Below are 26,234 nucleotides of genomic sequence, written 5' to 3' on the forward strand. Positions count from 1 at the left end.
TGTTGGGCAGTCATGGCAGGGATTCCTGTATCAATGGTGGCCTACACACTGTCGGCTACCGGCCTGTTGAGCCAGCCAAGCGTGTCGTCGGTGTTGCCACCAGGCTTGTATTCCGCGCCGAGCGGGGAGTCATAGCCTAGCCGACGGGTGAGCTCGAACACGTGGTCGTAGTTGATCTCGCCATGATCGGGAGCACCACGATCCGGCACCGAGGCAAACTGGATATGACCGATCCACGGCAGGAGCGCCTCGATTCTGTGGGTCAGATCGCCCTCCATCAGCTGAACATGGTAGCAATCGAACATCAGCTTGAGGGTCGGCGCCGCCACCGCCTCGATGATCGCCAGCGCCTGCTCGGTCGTGGTCAGAAAATAGCCGGCTGCATCGTATTTGTTCAGCGGTTCGATCAGGATGGTGATGTCGTGTGGGGCGGCTTGTGTGCAGGCGTATTGCAGGTTCGCGACAAAGCATTGATGGGCCTCGTGACCATTGGCAAAACCTGCCATGACGTGAATCTTCGAGGTGCCGATGGCGGTGGCATAGGCGATGGCCTCGTCGATCGCGGCCCGCGCCTCGGCCTCGCGTCCGGGAATGGCGGAGAGGCCGTTGTCGCCGGCGTTGACGTCGCCGCGACGGGTATTGAGTCCCAGCATTGGCAGACCTGTCTCGCGCAGGGCAGCCTTCACCTCGTCGGCGGGTATATCGTAAGGCCAGTGGCATTCCACGGCGTCGAAGCCGGCCGCCTTGGCGGCGCGGATGGCCTCGGGCAAGGGCCGGTCATTCCACAGAAAGCCCAGATTGGCAGAAAATTTCATGCGTCCCACTCCACATCGAATTTGGTGATCAGGTCCCGGACCTGAATCTCGGTCAGGGCGCGCGGATTCATGCCGCGCGTCAGCATTGCCAGGCGCGCGGTGTCTTCAAGTTCCTCGATGGCATTGCAGGCAGCCTCGATGTCCTTGCCTGCCACCACGGGGCCGTGATTGGCCAGCATCACCGCCGTGCGTTTGCCGGCCAGCCCGCGAACTGCCTCGCCCATCCCCGGGTCACCCGGCAGGAAGAAGGGCAGGAGCTTGACGCGGCCCAGTTTCATGATGCCGTAGGGTGTGAGCGGCGGCAGGAAGTTGTCCTCGTCCACATCCGGCATCATCGACAGCGCCACCGAGTGGCAGGAGTGCAGGTGCACCACCGCGCCGGCGGTGCTCCTCGTGTCGTAGAAGGCAGAGTGCAGCGGCATCTCCTTGGTTGGCTTGTCGCCTTCGATGTGCTTGCCTGCTGCATCGAAGCGACTGAGTCGGGCAGGATCGAGCCGCCCGAAACTGGTGCCTGTGGGGCTGACCAGCAGCCCTCCATCCTCGGTCCGAGCCGAAATGTTGCCGGTACTGCCGCCGGTCAGGCCGCGGTCGAACATCGACCGGGCCAGCAGGCAGATCTGCTCTCGCAGGCGCGCCTCGGTGCTCATGATGCAAGCCTTTCCTGGGCGTCGGTGAAGAAAGTCTCGCTGCCGAAATTGCCGGATTTCAGGGTGAGCGCGATCGGGTGCCCGCCCGAGTTGCAATAGGTCCAGGGTACGCCCGGTGCGATCTCGATGCCGATGTCGAGTTGTGTGACCCCCAGCGCCTTGGTGACCGCGCCCGAGGTCTCGCCGCCCGCGACGATCACCCGGCGTGCGCCATTGTCGCGCGCCGCCACCGCACAGGCCGAGAGCGTCGCCTCGACGATCTCGCCGGCGCCGGCGACACCGAGCTTTTCCTGTGCGGCGCGCACGCTCTCGGGATTGGCCGTGGCATAGATCAGCGGGGCCTTTTCCAGGTCTTGCTTCGCCAGCCAGTCCAGCGCCTTCTGCGGGCCGTTCTCGGCCAGGGACAGCGGGTCAAGCTGGAAAGCGGGCACGCCGCGGCTGGTATAGTCTGCCACCTGCTTGTTGGTCATCGCCGAGCAACTGCCCGATAGCACGATGGTTCTGGCGTCAATCTGCGGTGTCTCGGCCTTGGGCGCATCCGCCGACAGCGTGCCATCGGCCAGGTACAGTGCGGGCAAGGGCATGGCGACGGCACTGCCGCCGGTCATCAGCATCATGTCGCGGCAGGCCTCGGCGATGACCGTGAGGTCCTCATTGGCCACCGCGTCGACCACCACATGCGCCACGCCCTGCGCCTTCAGCGCGTCCAGTTCCGCCCGCAGTGCCTGCGGCCCCCGAGACACTGTCAAGCGGTCGGCCAGCCCGACTGCCCGGGTGACTTGCGGCTCCAGAAGCCGCATCAGGTTGCTGTCGCGCATCGGTGTCAGCGGGTGATCCTTCATCGGGCTTTCCGCCAACGGCTGACGCCCGACGAAGAGATTGCCCATGAAGATCGAGCGCCCGTTTTCCGGGAAGGCCGGGCAGTAGATCGTCTGGTCGGTGCCAAGCTCTGCCATCAGCGCTTCGGCGACGGGGCCGATATTGCCCTCCGCCGTGGAGTCGAAGGTGGAGCAATATTTCCAGAAGAACCTTTGCGCCCCGGCCTCCCGCAACCATGTCAGTGCTCTGCGGGTTTCCGCCACGGCCTCATCCACCGGGGCGGTACGCGATTTCAGTGCGATCACCTCGAAGGCGGCCGGGTCGGCAGGGGGCTCGGAGGGCACCCCGATGCGCAGAGAGACACGCACGCCGCTGCGGGCCAGGAGGCCGGCCAGATCGGTAGCACCGGTGAAATCGTCGGCGATACAGCCAAGAACCGTCGTCATTTCTCTTCTCCCGGCAATGTCAGCCCGGCATTGCGGGCATACACCTTGGCCACGGCGGCATCGTCTTCCCAACCATGGCCCATCCCGGCAGCGGCGAGAAACTGCTGCATCGCTGCGGCCGTGATCGGAGCGCTGAACTGCGCCGATTTGGCAATGTCGAGCACGATGCCCAGATCCTTTGGCCAGATATTGACCGAACTGAGCGGCGTGTAGTCGCCGGCCACGATATGTGGCGCGCGATTTTCCAGCATCCAGCTGGTGCCGGCGCACTTGCTGATGACCTCGACGAACTTGTCCGGTGCCACACCCTGGGTCATGCCGAAGGTCAGTGCCTCGGCCATGGTGGCAATATGCACCCCGGCCAGCAGCTGGTTGACTGCCTTCATGGCGCTGCCGGCACCCGGCTCATCGCCGAGCTCGAACACGGTCTGGGCAATGCTGTCCAGCAGCGGCCGTGCGGCGCTGAACGCTTCAGGTGTGCCCGAGGCCATGATGGACAGTTCTCCGCTGGCGGCCTTGGCCGCCCCGCCTGAAATCGGCGCATCGAGGTAGTGGACACCGGTGTCGCTACAACGCGCCGCCATGTCACGGGCAAACGCCGGTGGCACGGTGGCACAGGCCAGAACAACCGACCCGGGCTTCAGCCGAGCCACGATGCCATCTTCACCGAACAGAACGCTTTCGGTCTGGGCGGCGTTCAGCACGACCACGGCGACTGCGTCCAGCTCTCCGGCGGCTTCGTTCAGGGCGCTGCCCTGACCTCCCTCGGCCTGGAACCGGGCCACCTGGTCGGGGTTGATGTCTGCTCCCCAGACCTTGTGTTCACCGCGCAGCGCCGATGCGGCCATTCCGTATCCCATCGAACCCAGGCCGATGACAGCGATATTCTTGCTAGAGTTTTTCATATCAGTTTCCTTTCACCCATTCGGGCAGCCACAGGGCAACGTCGGGGAAGACCAGGATGATGGCGAGTGCCACGACCTGGATGCAGATGAAGGGGATCAACGCTCGGAAGATCTCCGACAGGCTCATGTCCTTGGGCGCCACCGATTTCAGGTAGAAGGCGGCCGGGCCGAAGGGCGGTGAGAGATAGCTGACCTGCATGTTCATCGCGAAGAGAATGCCGAACCAGACCGGGTCCATGCCCAGCTTGATGATGATCGGTACGAAGATCGGCATGGTCAGAAGCGCGATGCCGATCCAGTCCATGAAGAGGCCCAGCACCACCAGGATAGCCATCATGATGAGCACGATGACCATCGGCGATGCGCCGCTGTCGAGGATGGTGCTTTCGATGAAGCGGTTGCCGCCCATCAGGTTGTAGACACCCACCAGAGCTGCCGCTCCGAGACCGATCCAGATGATCATGCCGCAGGTTTCCAGCGTCTGTTTCAGACTGTCACGGATCAGCTCCCAGGTCACTTCGCGTCGGATCGCTGCTGACAGGAACACGCCGACCACACCCATTGCCGCAGCTTCCGTCACCGAGGCGATGCCGCCGTAGATGGAACCGAGAACCGTGACTGCCACACCGACCGGCAGGATCACGCCACGCAACTTGCGCAGTTTTTCAGACGTTGGAATGTCAAGCTCTTCGTCCGAGATCGGCGGACCCATCTCGGGGTTCATGTGGCAGCGCACAAGGATGTAGATGATGTAGAACGACGCCAGCATGAGGCCGGGAGTGACTGTTGCCAGGAACAGGTCGCCAATCGAGACGCTGGCGGTCAGTCCGTAGACGATCAGTACGATCGAGGGGGGGATCATCGTGCCCAGTGAGCCGCCGGCGCATACCGTGCCGATGGCCAGCGCCCGGTTGTAACCAAGCCGCAGCATCTGCGGCAGAGCGATCAGGCCCAGCAGGACGATCTCGCCGCCGATGATGCCGGAGATTGCCGCAAGGAAGACCGCTGCGACCAGCGTCTGCACAGCCACACCACCCTTGATTCTGCCGGCGATCAGGCGCATTGCGTCATACAGATCACGCGCCATGCCCGATCGGTCCAGCAGCGAGGCCATCAGCACGAACATCGGAATGGCGACAAGTACGTATTCGTTGACGAATGAATAGATTCGGCTGGAAACCAGCGGCACGCCTACCGACCCGAACCAGGCGATGGTGAACAGGATCGCAATCAGCCCTGTCACGAAGGCCAGCGGGATGCCGGTCAGGATCAGGATCATGATGGATCCCACGAGCAGAAACGAACCAGACTGAATGCCCAGGTTCCGTCCTTCGGAAAACAACAGGTAGCCACCGATTGCCAGGATGCCAAAGACGATTGCGATGGCGGCAATGGCAAGTTTGCTCGGCGCCTCGCCGGTGCTCTGACGATAGCCGGTGCCTTTCCAGGCGGTCAGGATTTGGCCGACGGACTGGATTGCCAGCACGATCGACGTCACCAGGAGCATCATCTTGATGATGGCTGGCGTGATCGGATTCCACGCCGAACCGGAGCGTTCGAGCCGGAATTCACCCTGCGGGGTCCACCACGACTTTTCGACCATCGTGTAGGCCGCGTAGGCAATCGCCATGGCAAAGAACAGCGCAAGCAGGCCGTTCACGATATCCAGCAGTCTTCGTGTTCCGCCGCTGGTGTTGAAATAGATCAACCCGATGCGAATATGCTTGTCGGCAGCAAGACACTGCATGCCGCCGTACAGGTAACAGGTCGCAATCAGCGCGATGACTGTTTCGTGCACCCAGATTGTAGGGGAATTGAAAAAATAACGGACAACGATCTCGTAGAGCGAGAACACCGTTGCGATGGCAAACAGGAAGCTGAATGCCGAACCAACCGTGATGATGCCACGATCCAGCGCGTTCTGAGGACCGGCGCTGTCTTCTTCATGAACCTTCTTGAGCGCCTCCAGCTGCGCTTCTATTTCGGCGTCGGTCATCGCCGCGTCATTTTGTGCCATTGTTTCCTCCCGGAACGTAAGCGGTGTGGTGTTTGATGAAGGGGCCGAAGCCGGCCCCTTCCGATCTTGCCGTCAGGCAGTCATCACTCGGCCAGAAGACCCTTTTCGGTCAGGTAGGCGGTGACGCTTTCATAGGCCTTGCCTGCCATCTCGGAGCGCTCTGCCCAGTTGGCCCATTGAGACTTGGCAATGCTGCGGAACTTTGCGCGTTCTTCATCGGACCAGTTGATCACGGTGATTTCCGGGTCGGCCTGCGCCTCAGCGACAGCGGCTTCGTTCTGAACATCGAGCTGCGAGATCATGTCCCGGGCAAACACCGAGACCGAATCGTTCAGGATGCTCTGAAGGTCTTCCGGCAGCTCGTCGTAGATCGCCTTGGTCATGGATACCTCGATAACCGGCATCGAGTGGAAACCGGGGTAGAGCGGATACTTGGCGAACTCATGCATGCCCTGCGCGTGGTTGGTCGAGAACACGGTGTAGTCGGCCGCGTCGATCACGCCCTTTTCCAGCGCGGTATAGACCTCGGAACCGGGCAGGTTTACCGGCGATGCACCGGCGGCGGCAAAGACTTCCTGAACCATGCCCTCGGGTGCCCGCAGCTTGACACCCTTGAGGTCATCAACACCGTGGAGCGGCTTGGTCGACAGAAACGCCTCGACACCGGTCGCCGACGCGCCGAGAAATTGCAGACCGTAAGGGTTCACCAGTTCGTTGAACAGCGCTTTGCCCTCGCCGTTCTCCATGTAGTCGAACATCTGTTCCGGATCTGACCAGGCACCCACGAGGTTGCCAAGCATGGCAAAGGCCGGATCCTTGCCGGAGAAGTAGGAGGGGTCGGTAATGTGGCCTTGCAGGATGCCGGCGCCGACAGCGTCGAGCGTCTCTGTGTGCGCCACTACTGTGCCCACCGGTACAACGGTAATCTCGATACGGCCATCGGAAAGCTCGTTGACGCGATCGGCCCAGGCTTCCTCGATCGGGAAGAAGTTGTCACCAGCCTGTGCCGAGGTCTGGAACGTCCATTGGTACTCCTGCGCCATGGCGCCGGTGGCAACAAGCGACGACGCGGCAATCGCGACGCCTGCAACGGTAGTTTTCAGGAATTGGGTCTTCATGTTTTCCCCCTTTGTGCACCCGGATCAGGTGCTGGTAAATGGCTGATGCGAATTATTTCCAATTCGCGTTTGATCGGTTTGGTTAAAACTGATATCCATACCGGTACCGATACCGGTATTGATAACACTACAACATGCTGCAATGATGTGTCAACACCGAGTTGCACATCTCGGGAGTGAGCGATTGGAGCCCTGCATCAGGGATCGAGGAGAGCGGAGAGAGAACGCAAGCGAGTGAAAACAAGAAAAACTCTGGTGGATGTCGCGGCCGCAGCAGGTGTCAGCAAGATGACAGCCTCCCGCGCGCTGCGGGGCGACAAGGACGTGTCCGAAGCCAATGTCGAGAAGGTGAAGCGTGCCGCCCGCGAGATCGGGTACTACGGGAATCACCTGGCCGCGTCGCTATCCAGCAAGCGCACCGACCTGATCGGGGTTGTTGTTCCCAGCCTGACCAACATCGTCTTTCCGCAGGTCATGTCTGGCGTGACCAACGCCCTGAAGGGATCCGCGCTGCAGCCGGTGTTCGGCGTGACTGACTACGATCCCGAGACCGAATACGACATCATTCGCAACATGCTGTCATGGCGGCCGGCCGGGCTGATCGTGGCCGGGCTCGACCAGCCCGGCGAAACACGGAAGTTGCTGACCGATGCCGGTGTTCCCATCGTGCAGATCATGGATTGCGATGGCGACCCGGTGGATGCCTGTGTCGGCTTCTCGCATACCGGGGCCGGTCGCGACATGGCGTCAGCCCTTCTGGCAACGGGCCGACGACGCTTTGGGTATGTCGGGCGTAACCTTGACAAGGACACCAGGGCCGCCAAGCGAAAGAAGGGTTTCCACGAGGCTTTGCGCGATCAGGGGCTCGATTTCATTGACACGATCGATGGGGCCCAGCTGGAAGGGGGCGCGGCAACGGTATCGGCCATCGCCTGCGGACGGCGCATGACGGACGAACTTCTGGCGCGACAACCAGACCTCGATTGCATTCATTTTTCCAATGACGACCTCGCCTTTGGCGGCTTGTGCCACTGCATCGCTGCGGGCATCGATATTCCGGGCAAGATCGCGTTGGCAGGATTCAACGGGCTGAGCCTGCTCGAGGGGTTTCCCGGGAAGATCGCCACGTCCCGCACCGCCCGTCGCGAGATCGGCGAGACAGCCGCCAGGGTGATTCTGGAGACAGTCGAAGGTGCCAGGACAAAGAGTGGCAAGATCCAGATACTGACCCCGACGATCTCGCTGGGAGTTCTGGCGGTGACTGCAGATTGAATTCATCAGCATGCACGCAAAGGTTCAGTATTTGAGCTGCTGCAGTGTACGGTTGATGTTGTCTTCCGCTTCCTTGAGCTTCTCGGCAATCTCCTCCCGCTCTTTCTGATCCTCTGTCTGTAGCGCATGGTGCTGTTCGATAAACTCGGCCACCGTGCTTTCGGTCACCAGGTCATTCTGACTGCTGCGCCGGGATGTCCCTATCTGGATGATATTGGTTTTCGAATCCGGGTCCTGGAAGTGACTGATGGATCTGATAGGTATCTGCCTGTCCAGCAGGCCGCGAGTGATGTCATCGATGATCCTGGTGGGTACTTCCTTGCCGATCCAGATTGCGTTCGATCCCCCTTCAAGATCGCTGCCTTTGACAACGGACTCGGTCTGCGTGGATTTCAGCATATCGACAATGACATCCCCGTCTGCACTTTTCTGGTAGTAGATCACCAGTGGCGGAATGGGGCTGTCATGGATACCTGGCGATGACGGTGACGTGCCTGTATTATCTGCCATTGCATTGGCGATAATGGCCGATCCCAGTGTATCGAGGATGGTGGATCGCAGAGACGTGCTTTGCAAGCCTTCTTCAATGAATTCGAATTGCACGGGAGCAGCAGCGTCACCATCTTCCTCGAGTGCGGGTTCCGGTTGGTCGACCTGCGTCAGGTTGTAGATACTCAATGCCTTGCCACTGAATGGCAGAGGCAGTTTGCCGACATGTTGTTTGGGCTATATCCGGATCTCGCGATGAGTCAAACATCGGTTGATGCTATTTAGCAAGGCATTTTCGATGTAGTCAGCATGTACGGAAGCGGTGTGGGATCTGTGCAGGAATGTCCACGTCCCCGATGGTGAGAAAGATCATGTCTGCAAATGCGTCCAGGTGACGGAAGCCACTGGCTCGGTTCTTCACGATCTTGGCAATGCGGTTGATGCCCTCGCTGATCGCGTTCGTCAGTCGCGTATCGCTGTAGGCAATCACCGCATCGAGATGCTTGCGCACGGTTTTGACAAACCGGCGTATCGGTTCGATGCGGCTCAGTAGCGCACTCCGTGTCCAGCGTTTGAGAAATCGCTTTGCCCCCTCACCGGCTGCGATAGTTCCACAGTTGCTCGAACTCGTCCTTGAGCCGCCAGGCACGATAGATTCGACGATTGCTCCTCTCCAGTGCCTTCAGGGCGACTGTGTCGGCGCGTGAGCGGGTACTCGAATGTCGATAGAGCATCCAGCGCAGCCCCTTGACCGCCTTCTTGTCGTGTTTCGATGCCTCCCGCCAGGCCTGCTTTCTCACCTGATCGACGGCCTCGTTGAGGGCCTTGACGATATGGAAGCGATCGAGCACGAGAGTGGCTTGAGGGCAATGTTCGCGGATGGCGCCGATATAGCTTGCACTCATGTCGCAGCAGGCGGCACGGACCTGCTGGCGTTGCCATGGGCTGAGCGCTTCAGTGAAGAAGCGGTCGATCGTATCTCGGCCTCTACCCTTGCCGATCCAGACCACTTTGGACGTATCGAGATCGTAGATCAGCGTCGCGTACTTGTGGCGCTTGTGGTAGGAGATCTCGTCGATACCGAGGGTACGCAAGCCTCGGATCCTGTGACCATGACGATGTCGCTCGATGCTTCGATGCAGCAGGTCCGAAAGCGTTGAGGGTGCGGTCTGAAGCAGCTTCGCTGCCGCCTTCTGTGTCATGCTCTGGCAGAGGCTGAGCAAGGTGTGCTCGAAGCGGTAGGTGATGAGCGAATGAGGGGCCGCCCAGGGAATATTCTCTTCGCAGCGTCCATGGGTCGGGCAGTGGATCTCCCTGGGGAAATAGCAGAACACCATGCGGTGTCCGCCTACACTCAGATCCCGCCACTCGCGCAGCTTGGGGCGGGTACGGACAATCTTGCACCGGCGGTCGCAGTCTGGGCAGCGGCACCCGTTCTTGAATGGTTTGACGTAAAGCCGAACCGTGCTGTCCCGATGAAATGAAAAGTCGACGAGCTTGAGATCTTTGAGTTTGAGCAATCGTGCGATAGTCTTGAGGCTGGCCATGGGTCCGATGGAGGTTGATGTTTCGCAACTCCAACGTCACCTGAAGATCCATGGCCTCTTCAGCTACCAAGGCTCCTCTGAAGCCGTTGCGAGATCCGGATAGAACCTTTTTTCAACCTTGCTCAGACACCAGAATCAACCATACCTCTCGATCTGGCTCATGAGCGAGATCGCCTCGAGCGATGACGGTGTTCGTAGAGTCACCTCAAGCACCGGGATCCCCGGTGCTTGTTGCACTATCTCTTGCACATTCAGACTCAAGACGACCTTTAACGATAGAATGTGGTCGGCAGCCACAAGGCAATATCAGGAATGAAGACGATAATAAACAGCACGATAATCAATGGAACCAAAAATGGCATGGTCGCCGCAACACACCGTTCGAACCGAACGCCCGACACTTGTGAGAGTACATACAACACCATACCCACCGGTGGCGTCAGTAAGCCCAACATCAGATTCAGGATTACAATGATCCCGAGATGTACCGGATCAATACCCACCTGGTTCGCAATGGGCAGTAGGACCGGTACCAATATGGTGATGGCCGCAATGGTTTCCATGAACAGTCCAATGGCTAATACCAGAACCATCATGATGAGTAAGATGACGTTTTTGTTCTCCGAGATACCCAGTAATATATCGCCCAGAGAGGCTGCTACCTGGTTGGCTGTGAGAATATAGGCAAAAATTGAAGCGGCTGCGATAATCATCAGGATCGAAGCCGAGGTCTCAATGGTATCCATTGACACACGGATCAGGTGTTTGAAACTCAAGGTTCGATAAACTACCAAGCCCAGGAACAAGGCATAGACAACGGCGGCTACTGCAGATTCAGTCGGTGTAAATACACCCGTGACAATACCGCCAATAATGATCAGTGGTGTTAACAACGGCAGAAACGCAGCCTTAAACGTTGATTTGAGACGCGAGAGCTCAAACTTCGAATCACGAGGGTAGTTTCTGCGACGAGAGTACCAGGCCACCATGATCATCAGCGATACGGCCATTAGCAAGCCCGGTATCAACCCGGCAGCAAACAGCTCACCAATGGATACCGACGCCATCACCCCGTAGATAACCAACGGCAAGGAGGGTGGAATAATAGGACCAATTGTGGAGGAGGCTGCTGTAATACCCACCGAAAAATCAATATCGTAACCCGCATCACGCATGGCCTTGATCTCGATCGTCCCCAGTCCACCAGCATCGGCAACAGCCGCACCTGACATTCCTGCAAAGATCACACTGGCACCGACGTTGACATGGCCCAATCCACCATGCATCCAACCGACCAACGCACGAGCGAAGGCGAAGATCTTGTTAGTAATACCGGCGGTATTCATTAAATGTCCTGCCAGTATAAAAAATGGTATGGCCAGTAGCGGGAAGCTGTCCACACCGTTGATCATGGTATGAATCAGTACCACCGCCGGGCGGCCTTCAAGAAGGATATACACGAGCGACGCACCCGCCAATGATACTGCCACCGGTACACCCAAAACCAGCAGGATGACCAGAAGAGCGAACATGAATGTGAGTTCCATGGTCAGATACCTGCCATTTGTGTGGGGTCAAGTTTCTCAGCTGCCACTTCAGCAGCGGGCCTTCGTGCAAGCTTGATGAGGTTGAACATCGACACCAGCGCCATCGCAAAGCAAGCCACAACGACCACCCAGTAAATGATGCCCTTGGGTAGATCAATAGAGATCATGCGCTGCGAGAAAGTCCGCTGTGCCAGACCGATACACAGGTAGCCCGCTGCGCTGTAAAATACGGCCACCACCACCTCACAGAACTGAGCGATCGGCTTGATCATCGTGGCTGGCAGGTAGCGGTAAAAGAATTCAAGATAGATGTGAGAGCCTTTGCGAATGCAGGTTATTGATCCGACAAAGGCCAGAAAGATCAGAAAGAAACGTGCAATCTCCTCGGTCCATGCGAGAGAGTCATTCAGCACATAGCGTGTAAAGAACTGTAGCGCGACAATAAAGAACAAAATCCAGAAAATAAGTAATACCGGTATGTCACTCCAAAGCACATCTGAGATGTCATCAGTGACTTCATCGAATTGCGCCGTGTCCAGATCGAGCGGTGCTGAGTTGTCGTCCGGTGGTGTGGTCATAGTCTCCTCCGTTTGTGAGTGTGGCTGAAGCCCGGTATCGCATACCAGGCTACAGAGTAAGGGCATTGCTTGAAACTGAGCGAGTAAGGCGTGTATCAGGAAGCGTCTGGAATCGCTTGCAGACGTTCGTACACATCCGCCTCCCAAGGCATGTCATCACTGACAAGGCTTGGCTTGACGGCTTCGATAAACGGTGCGCGGTCCACTTCATTCACCGTGTTTCCTTGCTCACGAAACCACTCCACCAACGAGGCCTCTGCGTCGACGATTTGTTGGCTTGCATCAAGTGCAGCTTCCTTTAACACCGTGATGAAAATCTCACGATCTGCCTCGTCCATTTTTGACAAGGTGTGTCCAGCTACGACGGTGATCAGAGAATTGGTGATGTGACCGGTTAAGTTGATATTGCTTTGCACCTCGTAGAATTTCTTGAACTGAATGGTCGGTAATGGATTCTCTTGAGCATCGACGACACCTTGTTGCAATGCCAGATACACTTCAGCGAATGCCATCGGTGTGGGGTTGGCTCCAACTGCTTCGGGAAACAACATGTAGGCTGGCGCATTGGGTACGCGAATCTTCACATTTTCCATGTCAGCAGGGGTTAGGATGGGTTTGTTGGACGTCACGTGCCGTGCACCGTAGTACGTCAGAGCCACGACCTCGTTGCCCGTTGCATTCTTGTAGCCTTCCGACAGTTCAGCGAATAGATCGCTCTCGCCATAGGCTTGCCAATGTTTGAAGCCTCGTAAGGTGAACGGGAAATCAGTAATGGAAATAGGACCGTAGGAATTCGCCGCAAATCCAGCCCCGGTGTAGATGGCATCGACCGTGCCCAGCGACAATCCCTCATTGATTGCGGTCTCCTTTCCCAGCGATGAGGCAGGAAACACCTTCATCTCGTAGCGTCCTTCAGTACGTTTCTCGAGCTCTTCAGCAGCCTTTACAATGGCTTGGTGATAGGGGGTTGCAATCTCATAGACGTGCGCAAATTGCAGTGTCTCAACCGCTTGCGCGGAAGAGGCTATCGTTAGTGCAAGGGTGGCAACCGTTAACGGTTTTACCAGGGTTCGGTATGACATGATCGTACGCTCCTTGATAGCAGCCAAAGGCTGTCTGGTTTATGACGGAATTTGCGGATCCGCCGATTTGGTTTTTTTATGAAAGTGGCATTGACGCCACTAACGAGTTGGTGGTTCTGACTATCGTTCAGCGACCCATCCAGCCACCATCAACGGTGATGATGGTGCCGTGCAGGTAGTTGGATGCTGCCGAGGCGAGAAACACTACGGGGCCACCGAAATCCTGTGTCTCCCCCCAACGCCCGGCTGGAATGCGCTCCAGAATGGCATCGTGTCTTTCCGTGTTGTCTTGCAGGGCTTGTGTGTTGTCGGTGCGAATGTACCCAGGCGCAATCGCATTGACGTTGATCCCTTTGGAGCCCCACTCATTAGCTAGCGCCATGGTCAATTGACCAATACCGCCTTTACTCGCGCTATAACCTGGTACGGTGATACCGCCTTGAAATGTCAACAAGGAGGCTGTGAAGATGATCTTGCCGCTCCCTCGCTCGATCATGCCTCGACCGATTTCGCGCGACAGAATGAACTGTGCCGAGAGGTTTACCTCGATGACTTCGTCCCAGAGCGCGTCGCTATGCTCCGCGGCGGGGGCGCGCTTGATCGTGCCAGCGTTGTTCACCAGGATGTCAATCGCGGTTGATCGCTGTTGCAGAATCTCGATAAACCCTAGCAATGCAGCACGATCTGAAAAATCACAAGCATGCCCTTCAAATTGACGCCCCAATCCGGTGACCGCTTTCTCCACATCACTCCCGTTGGACTCAAGTGTGGCGCTGACACCGATGATGTCGGCACCAGCCTCAGCGAGCGCGATCGCCATGGCCTTGCCGATGCCGCGCTTGCAACCCGTAACCAGGGCTGTCTTACCACTAAGATCGAATTGCTCAAGTACGCTCATGAGGCCTCCGCTGCGTTACAACGAATCAGCGTTTTCATCGCTTTAGGGTTTCCAGCCAACTCCTCGAACGCAGATTGAATGTCGGGCAGTGCCTGAACGCTGGTGATCAGGCGTTTCGAATCAATCGCCTCGGTGGCCACCAGTCGAATAGCTTCTTCATAGTCAGAAGGTTCATACACACGTGCACCAACCATCTCAATCTCCTTCCAGAAGAACTGGAACAGATCTACCGTTGGCTTGTTGGCGTGTATGGCTACCATGACGACTCGGCCACGCGTTGCTGTAACGGCTGTCATCAGGTCAACACCAGGTTGGGTCCCAGAGACCTCGAAGACCACGTCAACGCCTTTACCACCGGTGGACGCCATTAGCGCAGCAGCAGCATCCTCATCCTTTGGGTTGACCGTGTTGATACCCATGGCCTTTGCCATTGACAGCCGATGTGTGTTGATTTCCGAGACCGTGACATCGGCTCCTGCTTGCTTTGCCACCATGGCGATCAACATCCCGATGGGGCCACCACCGATAACCAGTACATCATCACCAGCCGCCACTTGTCCACGGCGGACATCATGAACGGCCACCGCCACCGGTTCGATCAATGCGGCGTGTTCGAGTGAGAGCGTATTGGGCAGTTTATGCACCGTGTGCGCAGGCACGGACCACTGCTGCTGAAATGCCCCGTTGGTGTCCAAGCCCAAGAAGGTCAGTTTTTGGCAGACGTGTGGGAAGCCACGCAGACACGAAGGACACTCACCACAGGCATCCAGAGGACGTACCACGACAGGTTCACCGATGGCGTATCCGTCAACGTCTTTGCCGATCGCACTCACTGTCCCTGACATTTCATGGCCGATTACGCGATGGTCGCCGATGCGTTGATCCATGTGACCAAGATAGACATGCAGGTCGGTACCGCAAATGCCGCAATAGGCCACATCGATCTGTACCTCACCGGTACCGGGTGGCACAGACTCAACGGTTTCGAGTGAGAACTGTTTGTTGCCCGTGTAGAAGGCGGCGTTTAGACTCATGATTCTTTCCTGTAAGTAGTTTGAAGGGAGGGTTTGAGTTTTTCCCAGTCGAACTGCACACCGATGCCTGGTGTATCGGGAGCGATCGCCAAGTGTTGTTCGACGACCAGGGGTCGGTGTGTGTATTGATCGATCGGAAAGGAATGCACTTCGATTAATCCGGCATTGGATTGGGCTGATACCAGGCTGACGTGCAGCTCTTGCATGCCATGGCTGCACACGGGTATGCCGTGTTTGTCAGCCATTTTGGCGGCTTGTAGCCAGCCGGTAATACCGCAACAGTTCGACGCATCCGGCTGAAGATAGGACAATCTCGCCTCGTTAAGTGCGTGTCGGAATTCATGGTGTGTGTGCAGATTTTCACCCATCGCCAACGGCATACCGGTCCGCTCAGCGATAACGCGGAAGCCGTTCAAATCATCCGGCTCGATGGGCTCTTCGAACCAGGTCAGATCAAACGGCTTGAATGCTGCGGCCGCAGCCTGGGCCTGCTCGATGCTCATTGAATAATTTGCATCGACCATAAAACGAATGTCAGAGCCGATCAGTTCGCGAACGGCTGCGACGCGCTCAACATCTGAGGCCAGATCCGGTTGCCCGACTTTGATCTTGACGGCGTTGAAACCGCTATCGAGGTACCCCTGTATGTTGAACAGCAGCTCTTCAAGAGACAGATTCAGATCAATTCCACCACAGTAGGCTTGACAACGGTCGGCGTGTCCTCCGGCCATTTTCCACAGTGGCTCCTGACGGTGCTTACCTCTGAGATCCCACAATGCGATGTCAACGGCCGCTATGGCAAAGCTTGCTATACCACCGCGCCCGACGTAGTGCAGATGCCATTGCATTTGCTCATTCAATGACTCGACATGGGTTGCGTTCTGTCCAACCAGCCAGGGAGCCAGATCATGTTGAATCATCGCAGCGATCGCATGACCGCCTTTGCCACCGGTGTAGGTGTACCCGGTACCGCTCTCTCCGGTTTTCAGCTCCACGGTGACCGTCACCAGCTCGAAATGGGTGTGGTCACCGTGCATTGCATCGCTAAGTACTTGGGCCAGGGGGATGCGAAACACCTGGGTTGTCAGAGCGCAGATGGCGCCTAGCTGAAGATGTGTGGCTTTGCTGTGAATCATACGGCGTCGTGGATCCAAATGAGGCAATGTGTTGCTGCGAAGTATTGTATGACAAAAAATAAGATAAATGTGTTTTTATTGGGCATAAAGCCTCTATTAGGCGCTTTTGGTATGACACAAATGTATTATATGTATACAATGAGCCTAATATGATGGTATTAGATGTACAATTTTCATGAATAACACCTAGAGTCAAAAGTCCTGACCATGAGTTCAATGACCCATGCCGGACACGTTGCGTGTATTGGAGAGGCTATGGCCGAGTTGATGCTCGGTCAGGATGCTCAGTATCCAGCGGGGTTAGGCTTCGCCGGCGACACGCTCAATACTGCTGTGTATTTGAAACGCTTCCTGGCAACACCTGCTGAAACAGCTTTCATTAATGTTCCAGGGCAGGATCCGCTGTCGGGCCGAATGCTGAGTTTTATAGAGGCGGAAGCGATCAGCACCGGGCGGATTCGACGCTCATCCGATTGTTTGATCGGGCTGTATGCGATCGCCGCTGACGACACCGGTGAGCAAATGTTTAACTACTGGCGCAACAAGTCGGCCGCGCGGACGCTCTTTCAAAGTACCGTTGGTGTCGAGTTCACAGCGTTGTCAGGCTTTGATGTTCTGTGTCTTTCAGCGATCACTTTGGGCATTCTTCAATCGCATGTGCGCACGTTGCTGATTAGGGCATTCGACAAGCTGCGTCGTGAGCACAATGTCAAAGTGGTGTTTGATTCGAACTATCGGCCAACGCTCTGGGAATCGGTTGAACAAGTACAGAACAACATCGCGGACGCGTGGCGTGTCACCGACATCGCGCTACCGTTCGTGGATGATGACATGGCATTGTTTAACGACTCTGATGAAGTTGCTGTGCTAGCCAGACTCAAAAGCTACGGCATCATTCGAGACGCGATGAAGTGTGGAGTCTCAGGTCCGTGGTCTTTGGGTGAGCCAGGCAGCAACGACACTTCTTGTATGACAAACATGGATACTGAAAACATAACGATCGTCGACATGACAGCCGCCGGTGACAGTTTCAATGCAGGCTACCTGGCGGCTACTCTCAACAGTGCCAACGATCAGGATGCCATGTCGGCAGGGCGCCAATGTTCGCTACGAGATATCGCCCACGCTGGCGTTATTTTTACTTAGGAGAAATGGTGAAACAAGAACGAGCAGCGGATGCTATCGCTCGCGATCTAGAGCGACGTATCATTACCGGTGCGTTGCCGGACAATAGCCCATTGCCTGCTGAAAAAGAGCTCGGTGTAGAGTACGGGGCCAGTCGTACCGTCATTCGTGAGGCGATTACAGCATTGACCAATCGAGGCATGTTGGAAAACCGACCTCGTTTTCGTCCGACGGTTAGAAAGCCTGGCTATGAGGCAGCGTTCGACACAATGGGTGGGGTGGTTCAGCATCTGACCCATGGACGCTCCGGAGTCAAGACGCTCTACCAAAGTCGGATATTTCTGGAGCGCGCCTTGGTTCGTGAAGCAGCGCTTCGTGCGCAGACTGACGATATACGCCAGCTGCGTACTGCGCTGGGTAACAACCATGACTCAATTGATAGCTCGGAAGACTTCTATGCAACCGATGTTGCCTTTCACCAAGTCTTCTATCGAATACCTCGCAATCCGATCTTTCCGGCCTTGCACCAAGCCTACACTCAGTGGTTGGCTGAGCACTGGCAAAAAATGGAGCGCTCGCCAGAGCGCAATGCATTGAACTATGAATATCATCGAACCATATTCCAGGCGATACTCGAACGAGACGTCGACTCGGCAGAGTCAGCACTGGAGCAGCATCTAAACAACGCATGGGAACATGTGAAGACCACGTTTGATGTGGATTGAGCGCTTCCACGCTAATTGAGGGCCTATCTTTCACGCTAATCGAGGGTCATTGTCCCGTCGCTTGAGCGGAACGACGATCCTGTTTTTCAGAACGGGGACGGTTTCTCCACAAAGTCATCGAACAAATCCGGCCGTTCACTGCGCAACTGCTGCTGAAGCTGAACCTGATGATGCGCAACGAACGCATCCGTGATCACGCTCAGCACCCGGATCATGTCGATGAACTTCCCCCGGTTTCGTGGACACCCATTTCCAGTCCTGACCTATCGAAGCGGCCTGTCAATTCCCATCGACTGATCCTGTACATTCGTTCAGCGCACACCGTCATTGAACAGGCGCGTGAATGGGCTGAGACGGGCTGAGACGGGCTGAGACGGGCGGAGACGGGCGGAGACGGGCGGAGAGACGAGCGGAGACGAGCGGAGACGAGCGGAGACGAGCGGAGACGAGCGGAGACGAGCGGAGACGAGCGGAGGCAAGCGGAGGCAAGCGGAGACAAGCGGAGACTGGATGCTGATGGGGCAGGGCGATCTGCCGGTTTCCTGCTTGAATGAATAGCGGGAAGCGGGGGATGACAGCATCATCCCGGAGCTATCGGAACCGTGGTGTCGGTCTGGTCAAGTAGCGCGCCAGCGGGGGGGGGGTAGCTGCGTCGCTGAAGAGGGGGCGTGGATGTCTGGTGAGAGGTTGGCGCAGAAATCATGGATCAGTCGGAGAGGTCTCGACATGCCATTGATTCCATTGCGCCACCACAGACTCATGGTGGCGCAACATTTCCAGAACTCTATCTGAAGCAGTCAGATAGAGTCGATCTGCATCAGCAAGAGTAGTACATATCGAATTCAACCGGATGCGTGGACATGCGCATGCGAGTGACTTCTTCCATCTTCAGGTTGATGTAGCCATTGATCTGATCGTCAGTGAACACACCACCGGCAGTCAGGAAGGCACGATCGGCGTCCAGAGCTTCCAGAGCCTGATCCAGAGAAGAGCAGACCTGTGGAATGTTGGCTGCTTCTTCGGCTGGCAGGTCGTACAGATCCTTGTCGGCAGCGTCGCCAGGGTGGATCTTGTTCTGGATACCGTCGAGGCCAGCCATCATCAGAGCCGAGAATGTCAGGTAAGGGTTGCCGGTTGGGTCAGGGTAGCGAACCTCGATACGACGACCTTTGGGGTTGCCTACATAAGGAATACGGATGGAGGCAGAGCGGTTACGAGCGGAGTAGGCCAGCATGACCGGGGCTTCGAAGCCTGGAACCAGTCGCTTGTAGCTGTTGGTAGAGGCGTTGGAGAAGGCGTTGATGGCACGCGAGTGCTTGATGATGCCGCCGATGTAGAACAGGGCAGTTTCCGACAGTCCGCCATACAGTTCACCGGCGAACATGTTGTTGCCGTCCTTGAACAGAGACTGATGCACGTGCATGCCGCTGCCGTTGTCGCCAACGATCGGCTTGGGCATGAAGGTGGCAGTCTTGCCATACTGGTGAGCCACGTTCAGTACCACGTACTTGAGGATCTGAGTCTGGTCGGCACGCTTGACCAGAGTGTCGAATTTGGTGCCGATCTCGCACTGGCCGGCAGTACCGACTTCGTGGTGATGAACTTCAGGCGTCACACCCATCTGCTCCAGAACCAGGCACATGGTGGCGCGCAGGTCGGACAGTGAATCGACAGGAGGAACCGGGAAGTAGCCGCCCTTGACCTTGGGACGATGGCCTGTGTTGCCGCCTTCGATCTTCTTGTTGGAGCTCCACGCCGCTTCATCGGAATTGATGGCGAAGCTCATGCCCTGCATTTCGGTTGACCAGCGAACATCGTCGAAGACGAAGAATTCAGGTTCTGGACCGAAGTAGGCTGTGTCTGCGATACCGGTGGATTGCAGGTAGGCTTCGGCACGACGGGCAACCGAGCGAGGGTCACGCTCGTAGCCTGCCATGGTGTCGGGCTCGACGATGTCGCAACGCAGGTTCAGAGTGGCCTCTTCGGTGAACGGGTCGATGACCGCAGTCTCCGGGTCGGGCATCAGCAGCATGTCAGAGGCGTTGATGCCTTTCCAGCCAGCAATGGAAGAACCATCAAAGGGTTGGCCGTCTTCGAAGATGTCCTCTTCGAACATGGCGACCGGGATTGCTGTGTGCTGCTCCTTGCCGCGCGGGTCTGTGAAACGAAAGTCGACAAACTTTACGTCGTTTTCCTTGATGGTCTTGAGAACGTCACTGGCAGACATGTGTAGTTTTCCTGTGAAATATAATTTGAGTATGGCCACGCGCGCGTGGTGCGTGCTCCCACCTATATGGTGCAGGGTACGTACCAACCCGGTTGAGGATAAAAATACCTGTTAAATCAATGAGATAATATTTTCATGGGTACATGTTACGCACCAGAATGGCGCATTTTGATTCTGAATGCACCAGAATGGGGCGCAAATTTGGTGCGGCAGGCCATGCAGGACCGGACGTAACGGACGAATCCGGCCCGGCCAATGCATTCTACCGTATCGTCGCACGTCGCCGGATTAAGTACACTGACACACTTTTTACAGAACCCAGAGCTGGAACCGACCATGACCGAAGCTGCAAAGCAGCCTGATGTGAAAACCTTTCAGGGCATGATTGCCGTGCTGCAGAACTACTGGGCTGCCCAGGGTTGTCTGGTGCAGCAGTCCTATGACATGGAAATGGGGGCAGGTACCTTCCACCCCTCGACCTTCCTGCGCGCCATCGGGCCAGAGCCCTGGTTTGCCTGTCACACACAGTCTTCCAGACGTCCCACGGACGGACGTTATGGCGACAATCCCAACCGCCTGCAGCATTATTACCAGTTCCAGGTGGCCATGAAACCCTCACCGGAAGGCATGCAGGATCTGTATCTGGGCTCTCTGGAGGCGCTGGGATTCGATCTGCTGGAACACGATGTGCGCTTTGTGGAAGACAACTGGGAGTCTCCGACGCTCGGTGCCTGGGGGCTGGGCTGGGAAGTCTGGCTCAATGGCATGGAAGTTACGCAGTACACCTATTTTCAGCAGTGTGGCGGCCTTGTCTGCAAACCTGTGCTGGGGGAACTGGCCTACGGTATCGAACGTCTGGCCATGTACATTCAGGGGGTGGAAAGCGTTTATGACCTGGTCTGGGGCAACACGGCCGAAGGTCCGGTGAGCTACGGTGACGTGTTTCACCAGAACGAAGTAGAGCAATCGGCCTACAATTTCGAACACGCCGATGTCGATGCCCTGTTCCGGCAATTCGACCAGTGCGAGAACGATTGCGCACGTCTGTGCGATCTCGAATTGCCACTGCCGGCCTATGAGCAGGTACTGCGTGCCTCTCACTCCTTCAATCTGCTGGATGCCAGACATGCAATATCGGTGACCGAACGCCAGCGTTACATTCTACGGGTGCGTACCCTGTCCCGGCAGGTTGCCGAAGCCTGGGTCAACAAGCGTGAGGCCCTGGGCTATCCCTTGCTGAAAACCGATACCGCAAGCCCGGCTCAAGAGGGTGTCGTCAATGTCTGATCTGATCATCGAACTCGGCTGCGAGGAACTGCCAGCCGGATCTGTCGTGCCGATGGCAGAGCATCTGGGCAAGGTGCTCGCGGCAGCGCTGCAGGAGAATCAGCTGTGCAACAGTGACGCGCAGATCTTTGCCACCCCCCGGCGCATCGCGGCCCGCTTTACCGATGTCGGAGAACGCCAGCCCGATACCGAAGTGGAGCGTCGCGGACCAGCCAGTGCGGCGGCCTGGAAGGAGGGAAAACCCACCAAGGCGCTGGAAGGTTTCATGCGTTCGGCAGGTGTCACCGTTGAGCAACTGTCCACCATCGAGACCCCCAAGGGAGAATGGGTGGTGGCCCGTCAGGTGCAGCCCGGCAAGACCCTGACCGAGGTCATGGAGAGCTGTGTAGCGGAGGCGATCAAGACCATGCCCATGCCGCGACGCATGCGCTGGGGACGCTCCACGCACGACTTTCTGCGACCGGTCAGCTGGTTGCTGGCGATGCATGGCGAAGCTGTATTGCCATTGCAGGTTCTGGGACTCGAGGCGTCCAACCGCACTCATGGACATCGTTTCCATGCACCCGATGCCATCACGCTGGCCTCTCCTGCCGAGTACGAAGCTCGCCTGGAGGCCGTCAAGGTAATGGCCGATCCGATACGTCGACGCGCCTGCATCGAGGACGCGGTCAGGGGAGTGGCGAAATCGCTCGACGGTGAACCCGTCATGGATGAAGAACTGCTGGATGAAGTGAATGCCCTGGTCGAGTGGCCGGTGGCGCTGGCTGGCCGTTTCGATGCGACGTTTCTGGAGATTCCCAAGGAAGCCCTGATCCAGACCATGCAGGAGAACCAGCGTTACTTCGCACTGCTCGATGGCAAGGGTGCATTGATGCCGGCCTTCATCACCATTGCCAATATCGAGTCCAACCACCCGGAAACGGTGGTCGATGGCAATGAGCGTGTCATACGTCCGCGTTTCGCCGATACCATGTTCTTCTGGAATCAGGACAAGAAGCAGCCATTGTCTGCCCACCAGCCTCAGCTGGATCGTCTGCTGTTTCAGGAAAAGCTCGGCAGTGTGGCCGACAAGGTGGCGCGCATGACCACGCTGGGTGAATGGCTGGCGGCCGAGCTGTCGCAGGATGCCGCCGACGTCGCGCTGGCCGTGAGTCTGTGCAAATGCGATCTGAATACCGAGATCGTCAAGGAACTGCCCAAGATGCAGGGTATCTGTGGCCGGTATTATGCAACCCGTGATGGTCATCCGGCCTCGGTGTGCGAAGCCATGGAGCAGCATTATTTTCCCAACAAGGCCGGTGGACCTCTGCCAGCCGGACTTGTCTCGCAGATCGTGTCATTGGCTGACAAGACCGACACGCTGGCGGGCATCTTCGGTCTGGGCATGAAGCCTACGGGGGCCAAGGATCCGTTCGCACTGCGCCGCGCATCTCTGGGTATCGTGCGCATCATGATCGAACAGCGGCTCGACCTGGATCTGGAGCAGGTACTGGAGCAGGCTCTGAGCATCTACGGTGATCGCCTCGAGGCACCGGACAAGGCCGGCATGCTGGCCTATGTCATCGAGCGCATGCGCGGATACCTGATCGATCAGGGCTATGCCGCTGATGCCATCGATGCGGTACTGGCCAAGGGCCTGACCCGTCCGCTGGATATCGTTGCAAGGCTGGCCGCCATGCAGGAGTTCCGTTCCACCGAGGCTGCCGTTTCACTGGCTGCGGCCAGCAAGCGCATCGGCAATCTGCTGAAGAAGGTGGACGGTAGCGTGCCCGATGAGGTGGATGACGCCCTGTTGAGTCAGGGGGCTGAAAGCGCCTTGCTGGAGCAGTTGCTCAGCCGCCGGCCCATCATCGAACAGCATCTGCAATCTCGCGACTATCAGGCATCCATGCAGGAAACCGCCTCACTTCGCCAGCCGGTGGATACCTTCTTCGATGAGGTCATGGTGATGGATGATGATCTGGCTCTGCGAGCCAATCGCCTGGCCTTGCTGCGACAAGTCAATGAACTGTGTTGCAGTACCGCTGAGCTGAGTCTGTTGCAACCTGCGGATTCGGCTTCATGAAGCTCATCGTGCTGGATCGCGATGGCGTCATCAACGAGAATCTGGAGCGTCCGATCAGCGAGCCCAGGGAATGGGTTCCCATCCCGGGTAGTCTGGAGGCAATTGCCCGTCTGCATCAGGCAGGCTGGCATGTTGCCGTGGCGACCAACCAGAGTGGTATCAGCCGTGGGCTGATCACGCTGGAGGAGTTGCATGCCATTCATCAGCGCATGCAGGAAAAAGTCGTGCAGGCCGGTGGTCGAATCGATGTCGTTGCCTTCTGTCCGCACAGCGATGGCGATCAATGCGACTGCCGCAAGCCGGCGCCCGGCATGCTCTATACCATCAGTGAACGGCTGGATATCGATCTGAGTACGGTCGTGGTGGTGGGTGATTCGCTGCGTGACATGCAGGCGGCAATGGCGACGGCTGCCACACCCATCATGGTACGTACCGGCAAGGGGCAGCAGACACTGGACAGCAACAAGGGCCTGGAACATGTGCCGGCCTATGACAATCTGGCCAGCTGTGTGGATGCCTTGTTGTCCCCGAAGGAGGAAACCTGACGTGTATCGTTACTGGCTGTTGTTCAGGAGTGTCGTGTTCTGGCTTTGGCAGATCATCATGACCCTGATACTGGGCATTCCGGTGGTTGTCATCGGATTGTTCTCGTTTCGCATGGGCTATGCCCTGGCGATTGTCTGGAATCGCAGCAACATCTACGGGCTGAAATACATCTGTGGTGTCAACTGGCAGGTGGATGGTCTGGAGAATACGCCTGACACTCCCTGCGTCATCATGTCGAAGCATCAGTCCACCTGGGACACCTACTTCCTGCCGACGCTGTTCTATCCCAGTGTCTTCGTGGCGAAGCGGTCCCTGTTGTGGATTCCCATCTTCGGGTGGGCGCTGTACGTACTGAAGTTCATCATGATCGATCGCAAGAGCGGCCGTTCGGCGATGTCACAGATGTGCGAACAGGCCGCCAATCGCCTGTCTCTGGGGCGCTGGGTGGTGGTGTTTCCGGAGGGAACGCGGCGTCCAGTGGGGGCCGAGCCGCAATACCGCATCGGTGGTGCCATGATTGCGCACAAGGTGCCCTGTGATGTGTTGCCCGTTGCGCTCAATGCCGGTGAATTCTGGCCGCGCATGGGCTTCATCAAGTGGCCCGGTACGATCACGGTCAGCATTGGTCCCGTCATTCGCAGCGAAGGCAAGTCGGCGGCGCAGATCCTGGCCGAGACGCAGGCCTGGATTGAAGGGCGGATGGAAGAGATCACGGTCAGGAACCGGTTTCCCTACTGATCGCGCCCATTGCGGCATTGCCGCTGCCGCTGACATTGGCGTCAGGTCATCTAGGGCCCTGCATCTCGGGACAGGCTTGTATCAGTGGCGGAGCGGCAATCTGAACAGGTCGATGGCATTGCATGTCGTGGCGTGAGCAATGGCCTCCGGGTCTTCCGGGCGCATGGCACTGATGCTTTGCCAGACATCCAGCAGGTAGGCCGGCTCGTTGCGTTGGCCGGCATGTCCGGCGTCCGCCTGGTCGGGGGCGTCGGTCTCCAGTAGCAAGGCATCCAGTGGCAGTCGGGACACCAGTTCTCGCAAACGTGTGGCCCGATCGTAAGTGACGGCACCCCCGAAGCTCAGGTAGTAGCCCAGATCGATCAGGCGATCGGCCTGCTGGGCCGAGCCATTGAAACTGTGAACCACGCCGCGCTGGTGGCCCGAGGCACGGATCAGGCGGATGACATCCTCAACCGCCTTCCTTGCGTGAATGACAATGGGCAGATCGAACTCGCGGGCCATGGCCAGCTGCGCACTGAACAGGTGTTGCTGGCGGCGTTTGTCGGCATCGGCAATGAAGTAGTCGAGTCCGCATTCACCGACCGCGACCGGGCGTTCGCGACCCAGCCACTGCGACAGCTCGAGCAGATGGGCATCGTCATGCTCATCGCAGAAGCAGGGGTGCAGACCGTAGCAGGCATACAGCTCCTGCTCGGCCGCGCAGATTTCCCTTGTCCGTGGCCACAGTCGCTGCGAGATGGCCGGTACAATCTGGGCAATGATGTTGGCCTCGCGGGCAGACTGCAGAATCCTGCTTCTGTCCGAGGCGAAACGCTGGTCATCGGTGTGCACATGACTGTCGATCAGTGCGGGGGTCGGTTGCCGGGACATGAGAGTTTTCGTGACTGGAAATATGAGTCGGGAAACGTGCAACAATCTAACCTCAATGAGACATGAAGACGCGAACCAGAAACGCGATAGATCGGTGAATGCAGTCGCGCACGGAGGTTTTTTCGAGCCGTGGCCTGGTTATCCAGGTGAGGCTTGGAAAAACCGAGTACGCGGCTGTGGCGCCGGTATAGCGCGAGCGGATCGCCGCCCGACCGAAGGCGATTTCCGGTCGTGGATTTGTGTCTCATTGAGGTTAACATGCAGACCCTTGCGGGGCGCCGGCTGTATCGTGGCGTAA

General features: G+C 57.5%; 24 protein-coding genes. 7 read left to right on the forward strand and 17 right to left on the reverse strand.

Annotated features, from left to right (window positions below; translation table 11 throughout):
• Window positions 1-41 precede the first annotated feature (41 nt).
• From ACUNV4_RS19720 to ACUNV4_RS19745, 6 genes are all read right to left on the reverse strand, one after another.
• Window positions 42-815, reverse strand: coding sequence for a hydroxypyruvate isomerase family protein (locus ACUNV4_RS19720; protein ID WP_430880324.1), 774 nt, complete (start codon window positions 813-815; stop codon window positions 42-44).
• Window positions 812-1,462: a 3-oxo-tetronate 4-phosphate decarboxylase gene (gene otnC, locus ACUNV4_RS19725; RefSeq protein WP_430880325.1), complete on the reverse strand. Its 651-nt coding sequence runs from the start codon at window positions 1,460-1,462 to the stop codon at window positions 812-814. The genes ACUNV4_RS19720 and otnC overlap by 4 nt, the downstream gene beginning before the upstream one ends.
• Window positions 1,459-2,727 (reverse strand): 3-oxo-tetronate kinase, encoded by a 1,269-nt coding sequence (gene otnK / locus ACUNV4_RS19730; protein WP_430880326.1) that lies wholly within the window; start codon window positions 2,725-2,727, stop codon window positions 1,459-1,461. The genes otnC and otnK overlap by 4 nt, the downstream gene beginning before the upstream one ends.
• Window positions 2,724-3,632, reverse strand: coding sequence for an L-threonate dehydrogenase (gene ltnD, locus ACUNV4_RS19735; protein ID WP_430880327.1), 909 nt, complete (start codon window positions 3,630-3,632; stop codon window positions 2,724-2,726). Before ltnD ends, otnK begins: the two co-directional genes overlap by 4 nt.
• Window position 3,633: 1 nt before the next feature.
• Window positions 3,634-5,649: a TRAP transporter large permease subunit gene (locus ACUNV4_RS19740; protein ID WP_430880328.1), complete on the reverse strand. Its 2,016-nt coding sequence runs from the start codon at window positions 5,647-5,649 to the stop codon at window positions 3,634-3,636.
• Between the two features lie 83 nt (window positions 5,650-5,732).
• Window positions 5,733-6,767: a TRAP transporter substrate-binding protein gene (locus tag ACUNV4_RS19745; protein WP_430880329.1), complete on the reverse strand. Its 1,035-nt coding sequence runs from the start codon at window positions 6,765-6,767 to the stop codon at window positions 5,733-5,735.
• Window positions 6,768-7,001: 234 nt separating this feature from the next.
• Between ACUNV4_RS19745 and ACUNV4_RS19750 the strand changes: the two genes are divergently transcribed.
• A complete protein-coding gene (locus ACUNV4_RS19750; protein WP_430880330.1) occupies window positions 7,002-8,039 on the forward strand; it encodes a LacI family DNA-binding transcriptional regulator in 1,038 nt (345 codons plus the stop codon).
• 24 nt (window positions 8,040-8,063) lie between these two features.
• Here the strand turns inward: ACUNV4_RS19750 and ACUNV4_RS19755 are convergent, their stop codons facing one another.
• The 9 genes from ACUNV4_RS19755 to ACUNV4_RS19795 form a co-directional block, all read right to left on the reverse strand.
• Entirely contained in the window at window positions 8,064-8,717 is a 654-nt protein-coding gene (locus ACUNV4_RS19755; protein WP_430880331.1) for a hypothetical protein, read from the reverse strand.
• A gap of 115 nt (window positions 8,718-8,832) precedes the next feature.
• Window positions 8,833-9,177: a transposase gene (locus ACUNV4_RS19760; protein WP_430880332.1), complete on the reverse strand. Its 345-nt coding sequence runs from the start codon at window positions 9,175-9,177 to the stop codon at window positions 8,833-8,835.
• Window positions 9,122-10,075 carry an ISL3 family transposase gene (locus tag ACUNV4_RS19765; RefSeq protein WP_430880333.1) on the reverse strand — a complete coding sequence of 318 codons (954 nt, stop codon included), beginning with the start codon at window positions 10,073-10,075 and terminating at the stop codon, window positions 9,122-9,124. Before ACUNV4_RS19765 ends, ACUNV4_RS19760 begins: the two co-directional genes overlap by 56 nt.
• Before the next feature lie 269 nt (window positions 10,076-10,344).
• Entirely contained in the window at window positions 10,345-11,622 is a 1,278-nt protein-coding gene (locus tag ACUNV4_RS19770) for a TRAP transporter large permease (RefSeq protein WP_430880334.1), read from the reverse strand.
• Window positions 11,623-11,624: 2 nt separating this feature from the next.
• A complete protein-coding gene (locus tag ACUNV4_RS19775) occupies window positions 11,625-12,200 on the reverse strand; it encodes a TRAP transporter small permease (protein WP_430880335.1) in 576 nt (191 codons plus the stop codon).
• A 95-nt stretch (window positions 12,201-12,295) separates the two neighbouring features.
• Window positions 12,296-13,282: a sialic acid TRAP transporter substrate-binding protein SiaP gene (locus ACUNV4_RS19780; protein ID WP_430880336.1), complete on the reverse strand. Its 987-nt coding sequence runs from the start codon at window positions 13,280-13,282 to the stop codon at window positions 12,296-12,298.
• Window positions 13,283-13,409: 127 nt separating this feature from the next.
• Window positions 13,410-14,180 carry an SDR family oxidoreductase gene (locus tag ACUNV4_RS19785; RefSeq protein ID WP_430880337.1) on the reverse strand — a complete coding sequence of 257 codons (771 nt, stop codon included), beginning with the start codon at window positions 14,178-14,180 and terminating at the stop codon, window positions 13,410-13,412.
• The gene (locus tag ACUNV4_RS19790; RefSeq protein ID WP_430880338.1) at window positions 14,177-15,214 is read right to left on the reverse strand and encodes a zinc-dependent alcohol dehydrogenase; all 1,038 of its coding nucleotides are present in this window, start codon (window positions 15,212-15,214) and stop codon (window positions 14,177-14,179) included. Before ACUNV4_RS19790 ends, ACUNV4_RS19785 begins: the two co-directional genes overlap by 4 nt.
• Window positions 15,211-16,350 (reverse strand): mandelate racemase/muconate lactonizing enzyme family protein, encoded by a 1,140-nt coding sequence (locus ACUNV4_RS19795; RefSeq protein WP_430880339.1) that lies wholly within the window; start codon window positions 16,348-16,350, stop codon window positions 15,211-15,213. The genes ACUNV4_RS19790 and ACUNV4_RS19795 overlap by 4 nt, the downstream gene beginning before the upstream one ends.
• Before the next feature lie 207 nt (window positions 16,351-16,557).
• Between ACUNV4_RS19795 and ACUNV4_RS19800 the strand changes: the two genes are divergently transcribed.
• Window positions 16,558-17,496, forward strand: coding sequence for a PfkB family carbohydrate kinase (locus tag ACUNV4_RS19800; RefSeq protein ID WP_430880340.1), 939 nt, complete (start codon window positions 16,558-16,560; stop codon window positions 17,494-17,496).
• Between the two features lie 8 nt (window positions 17,497-17,504).
• Window positions 17,505-18,200, forward strand: coding sequence for an FCD domain-containing protein (locus ACUNV4_RS19805; protein ID WP_430880341.1), 696 nt, complete (start codon window positions 17,505-17,507; stop codon window positions 18,198-18,200).
• A gap of 817 nt (window positions 18,201-19,017) precedes the next feature.
• On the opposite strand, the gene glnA is transcribed toward ACUNV4_RS19805, so the two are convergent.
• Window positions 19,018-20,427 carry a glutamate--ammonia ligase gene (gene glnA / locus ACUNV4_RS19810; protein ID WP_430880342.1) on the reverse strand — a complete coding sequence of 470 codons (1,410 nt, stop codon included), beginning with the start codon at window positions 20,425-20,427 and terminating at the stop codon, window positions 19,018-19,020.
• A 336-nt stretch (window positions 20,428-20,763) separates the two neighbouring features.
• On the opposite strand from glnA, the gene glyQ reads away from it, so the two are divergent.
• From glyQ to ACUNV4_RS19830, 4 genes are read left to right on the forward strand one after another with little or no spacing between them, the layout of a single operon-like run.
• The gene (glyQ, locus tag ACUNV4_RS19815; protein ID WP_430880343.1) at window positions 20,764-21,714 is read left to right on the forward strand and encodes a glycine--tRNA ligase subunit alpha; all 951 of its coding nucleotides are present in this window, start codon (window positions 20,764-20,766) and stop codon (window positions 21,712-21,714) included.
• The gene (gene glyS, locus ACUNV4_RS19820; protein ID WP_430880344.1) at window positions 21,707-23,779 is read left to right on the forward strand and encodes a glycine--tRNA ligase subunit beta; all 2,073 of its coding nucleotides are present in this window, start codon (window positions 21,707-21,709) and stop codon (window positions 23,777-23,779) included. The genes glyQ and glyS overlap by 8 nt, the downstream gene beginning before the upstream one ends.
• Window positions 23,776-24,324 carry a D-glycero-beta-D-manno-heptose 1,7-bisphosphate 7-phosphatase gene (gene gmhB / locus ACUNV4_RS19825; protein WP_430880345.1) on the forward strand — a complete coding sequence of 183 codons (549 nt, stop codon included), beginning with the start codon at window positions 23,776-23,778 and terminating at the stop codon, window positions 24,322-24,324. Before glyS ends, gmhB begins: the two co-directional genes overlap by 4 nt.
• Before the next feature lies 1 nt (window position 24,325).
• Entirely contained in the window at window positions 24,326-25,063 is a 738-nt protein-coding gene (locus ACUNV4_RS19830; RefSeq protein ID WP_430880346.1) for a lysophospholipid acyltransferase family protein, read from the forward strand.
• Window positions 25,064-25,144: 81 nt separating this feature from the next.
• On the opposite strand, the gene ACUNV4_RS19835 is transcribed toward ACUNV4_RS19830, so the two are convergent.
• Window positions 25,145-25,936 (reverse strand): TatD family hydrolase, encoded by a 792-nt coding sequence (locus ACUNV4_RS19835; RefSeq protein WP_430880347.1) that lies wholly within the window; start codon window positions 25,934-25,936, stop codon window positions 25,145-25,147.
• Window positions 25,937-26,234: the final 298 nt, after the last annotated feature.

Source organism: Granulosicoccus sp. 3-233, assembly GCF_052681095.1.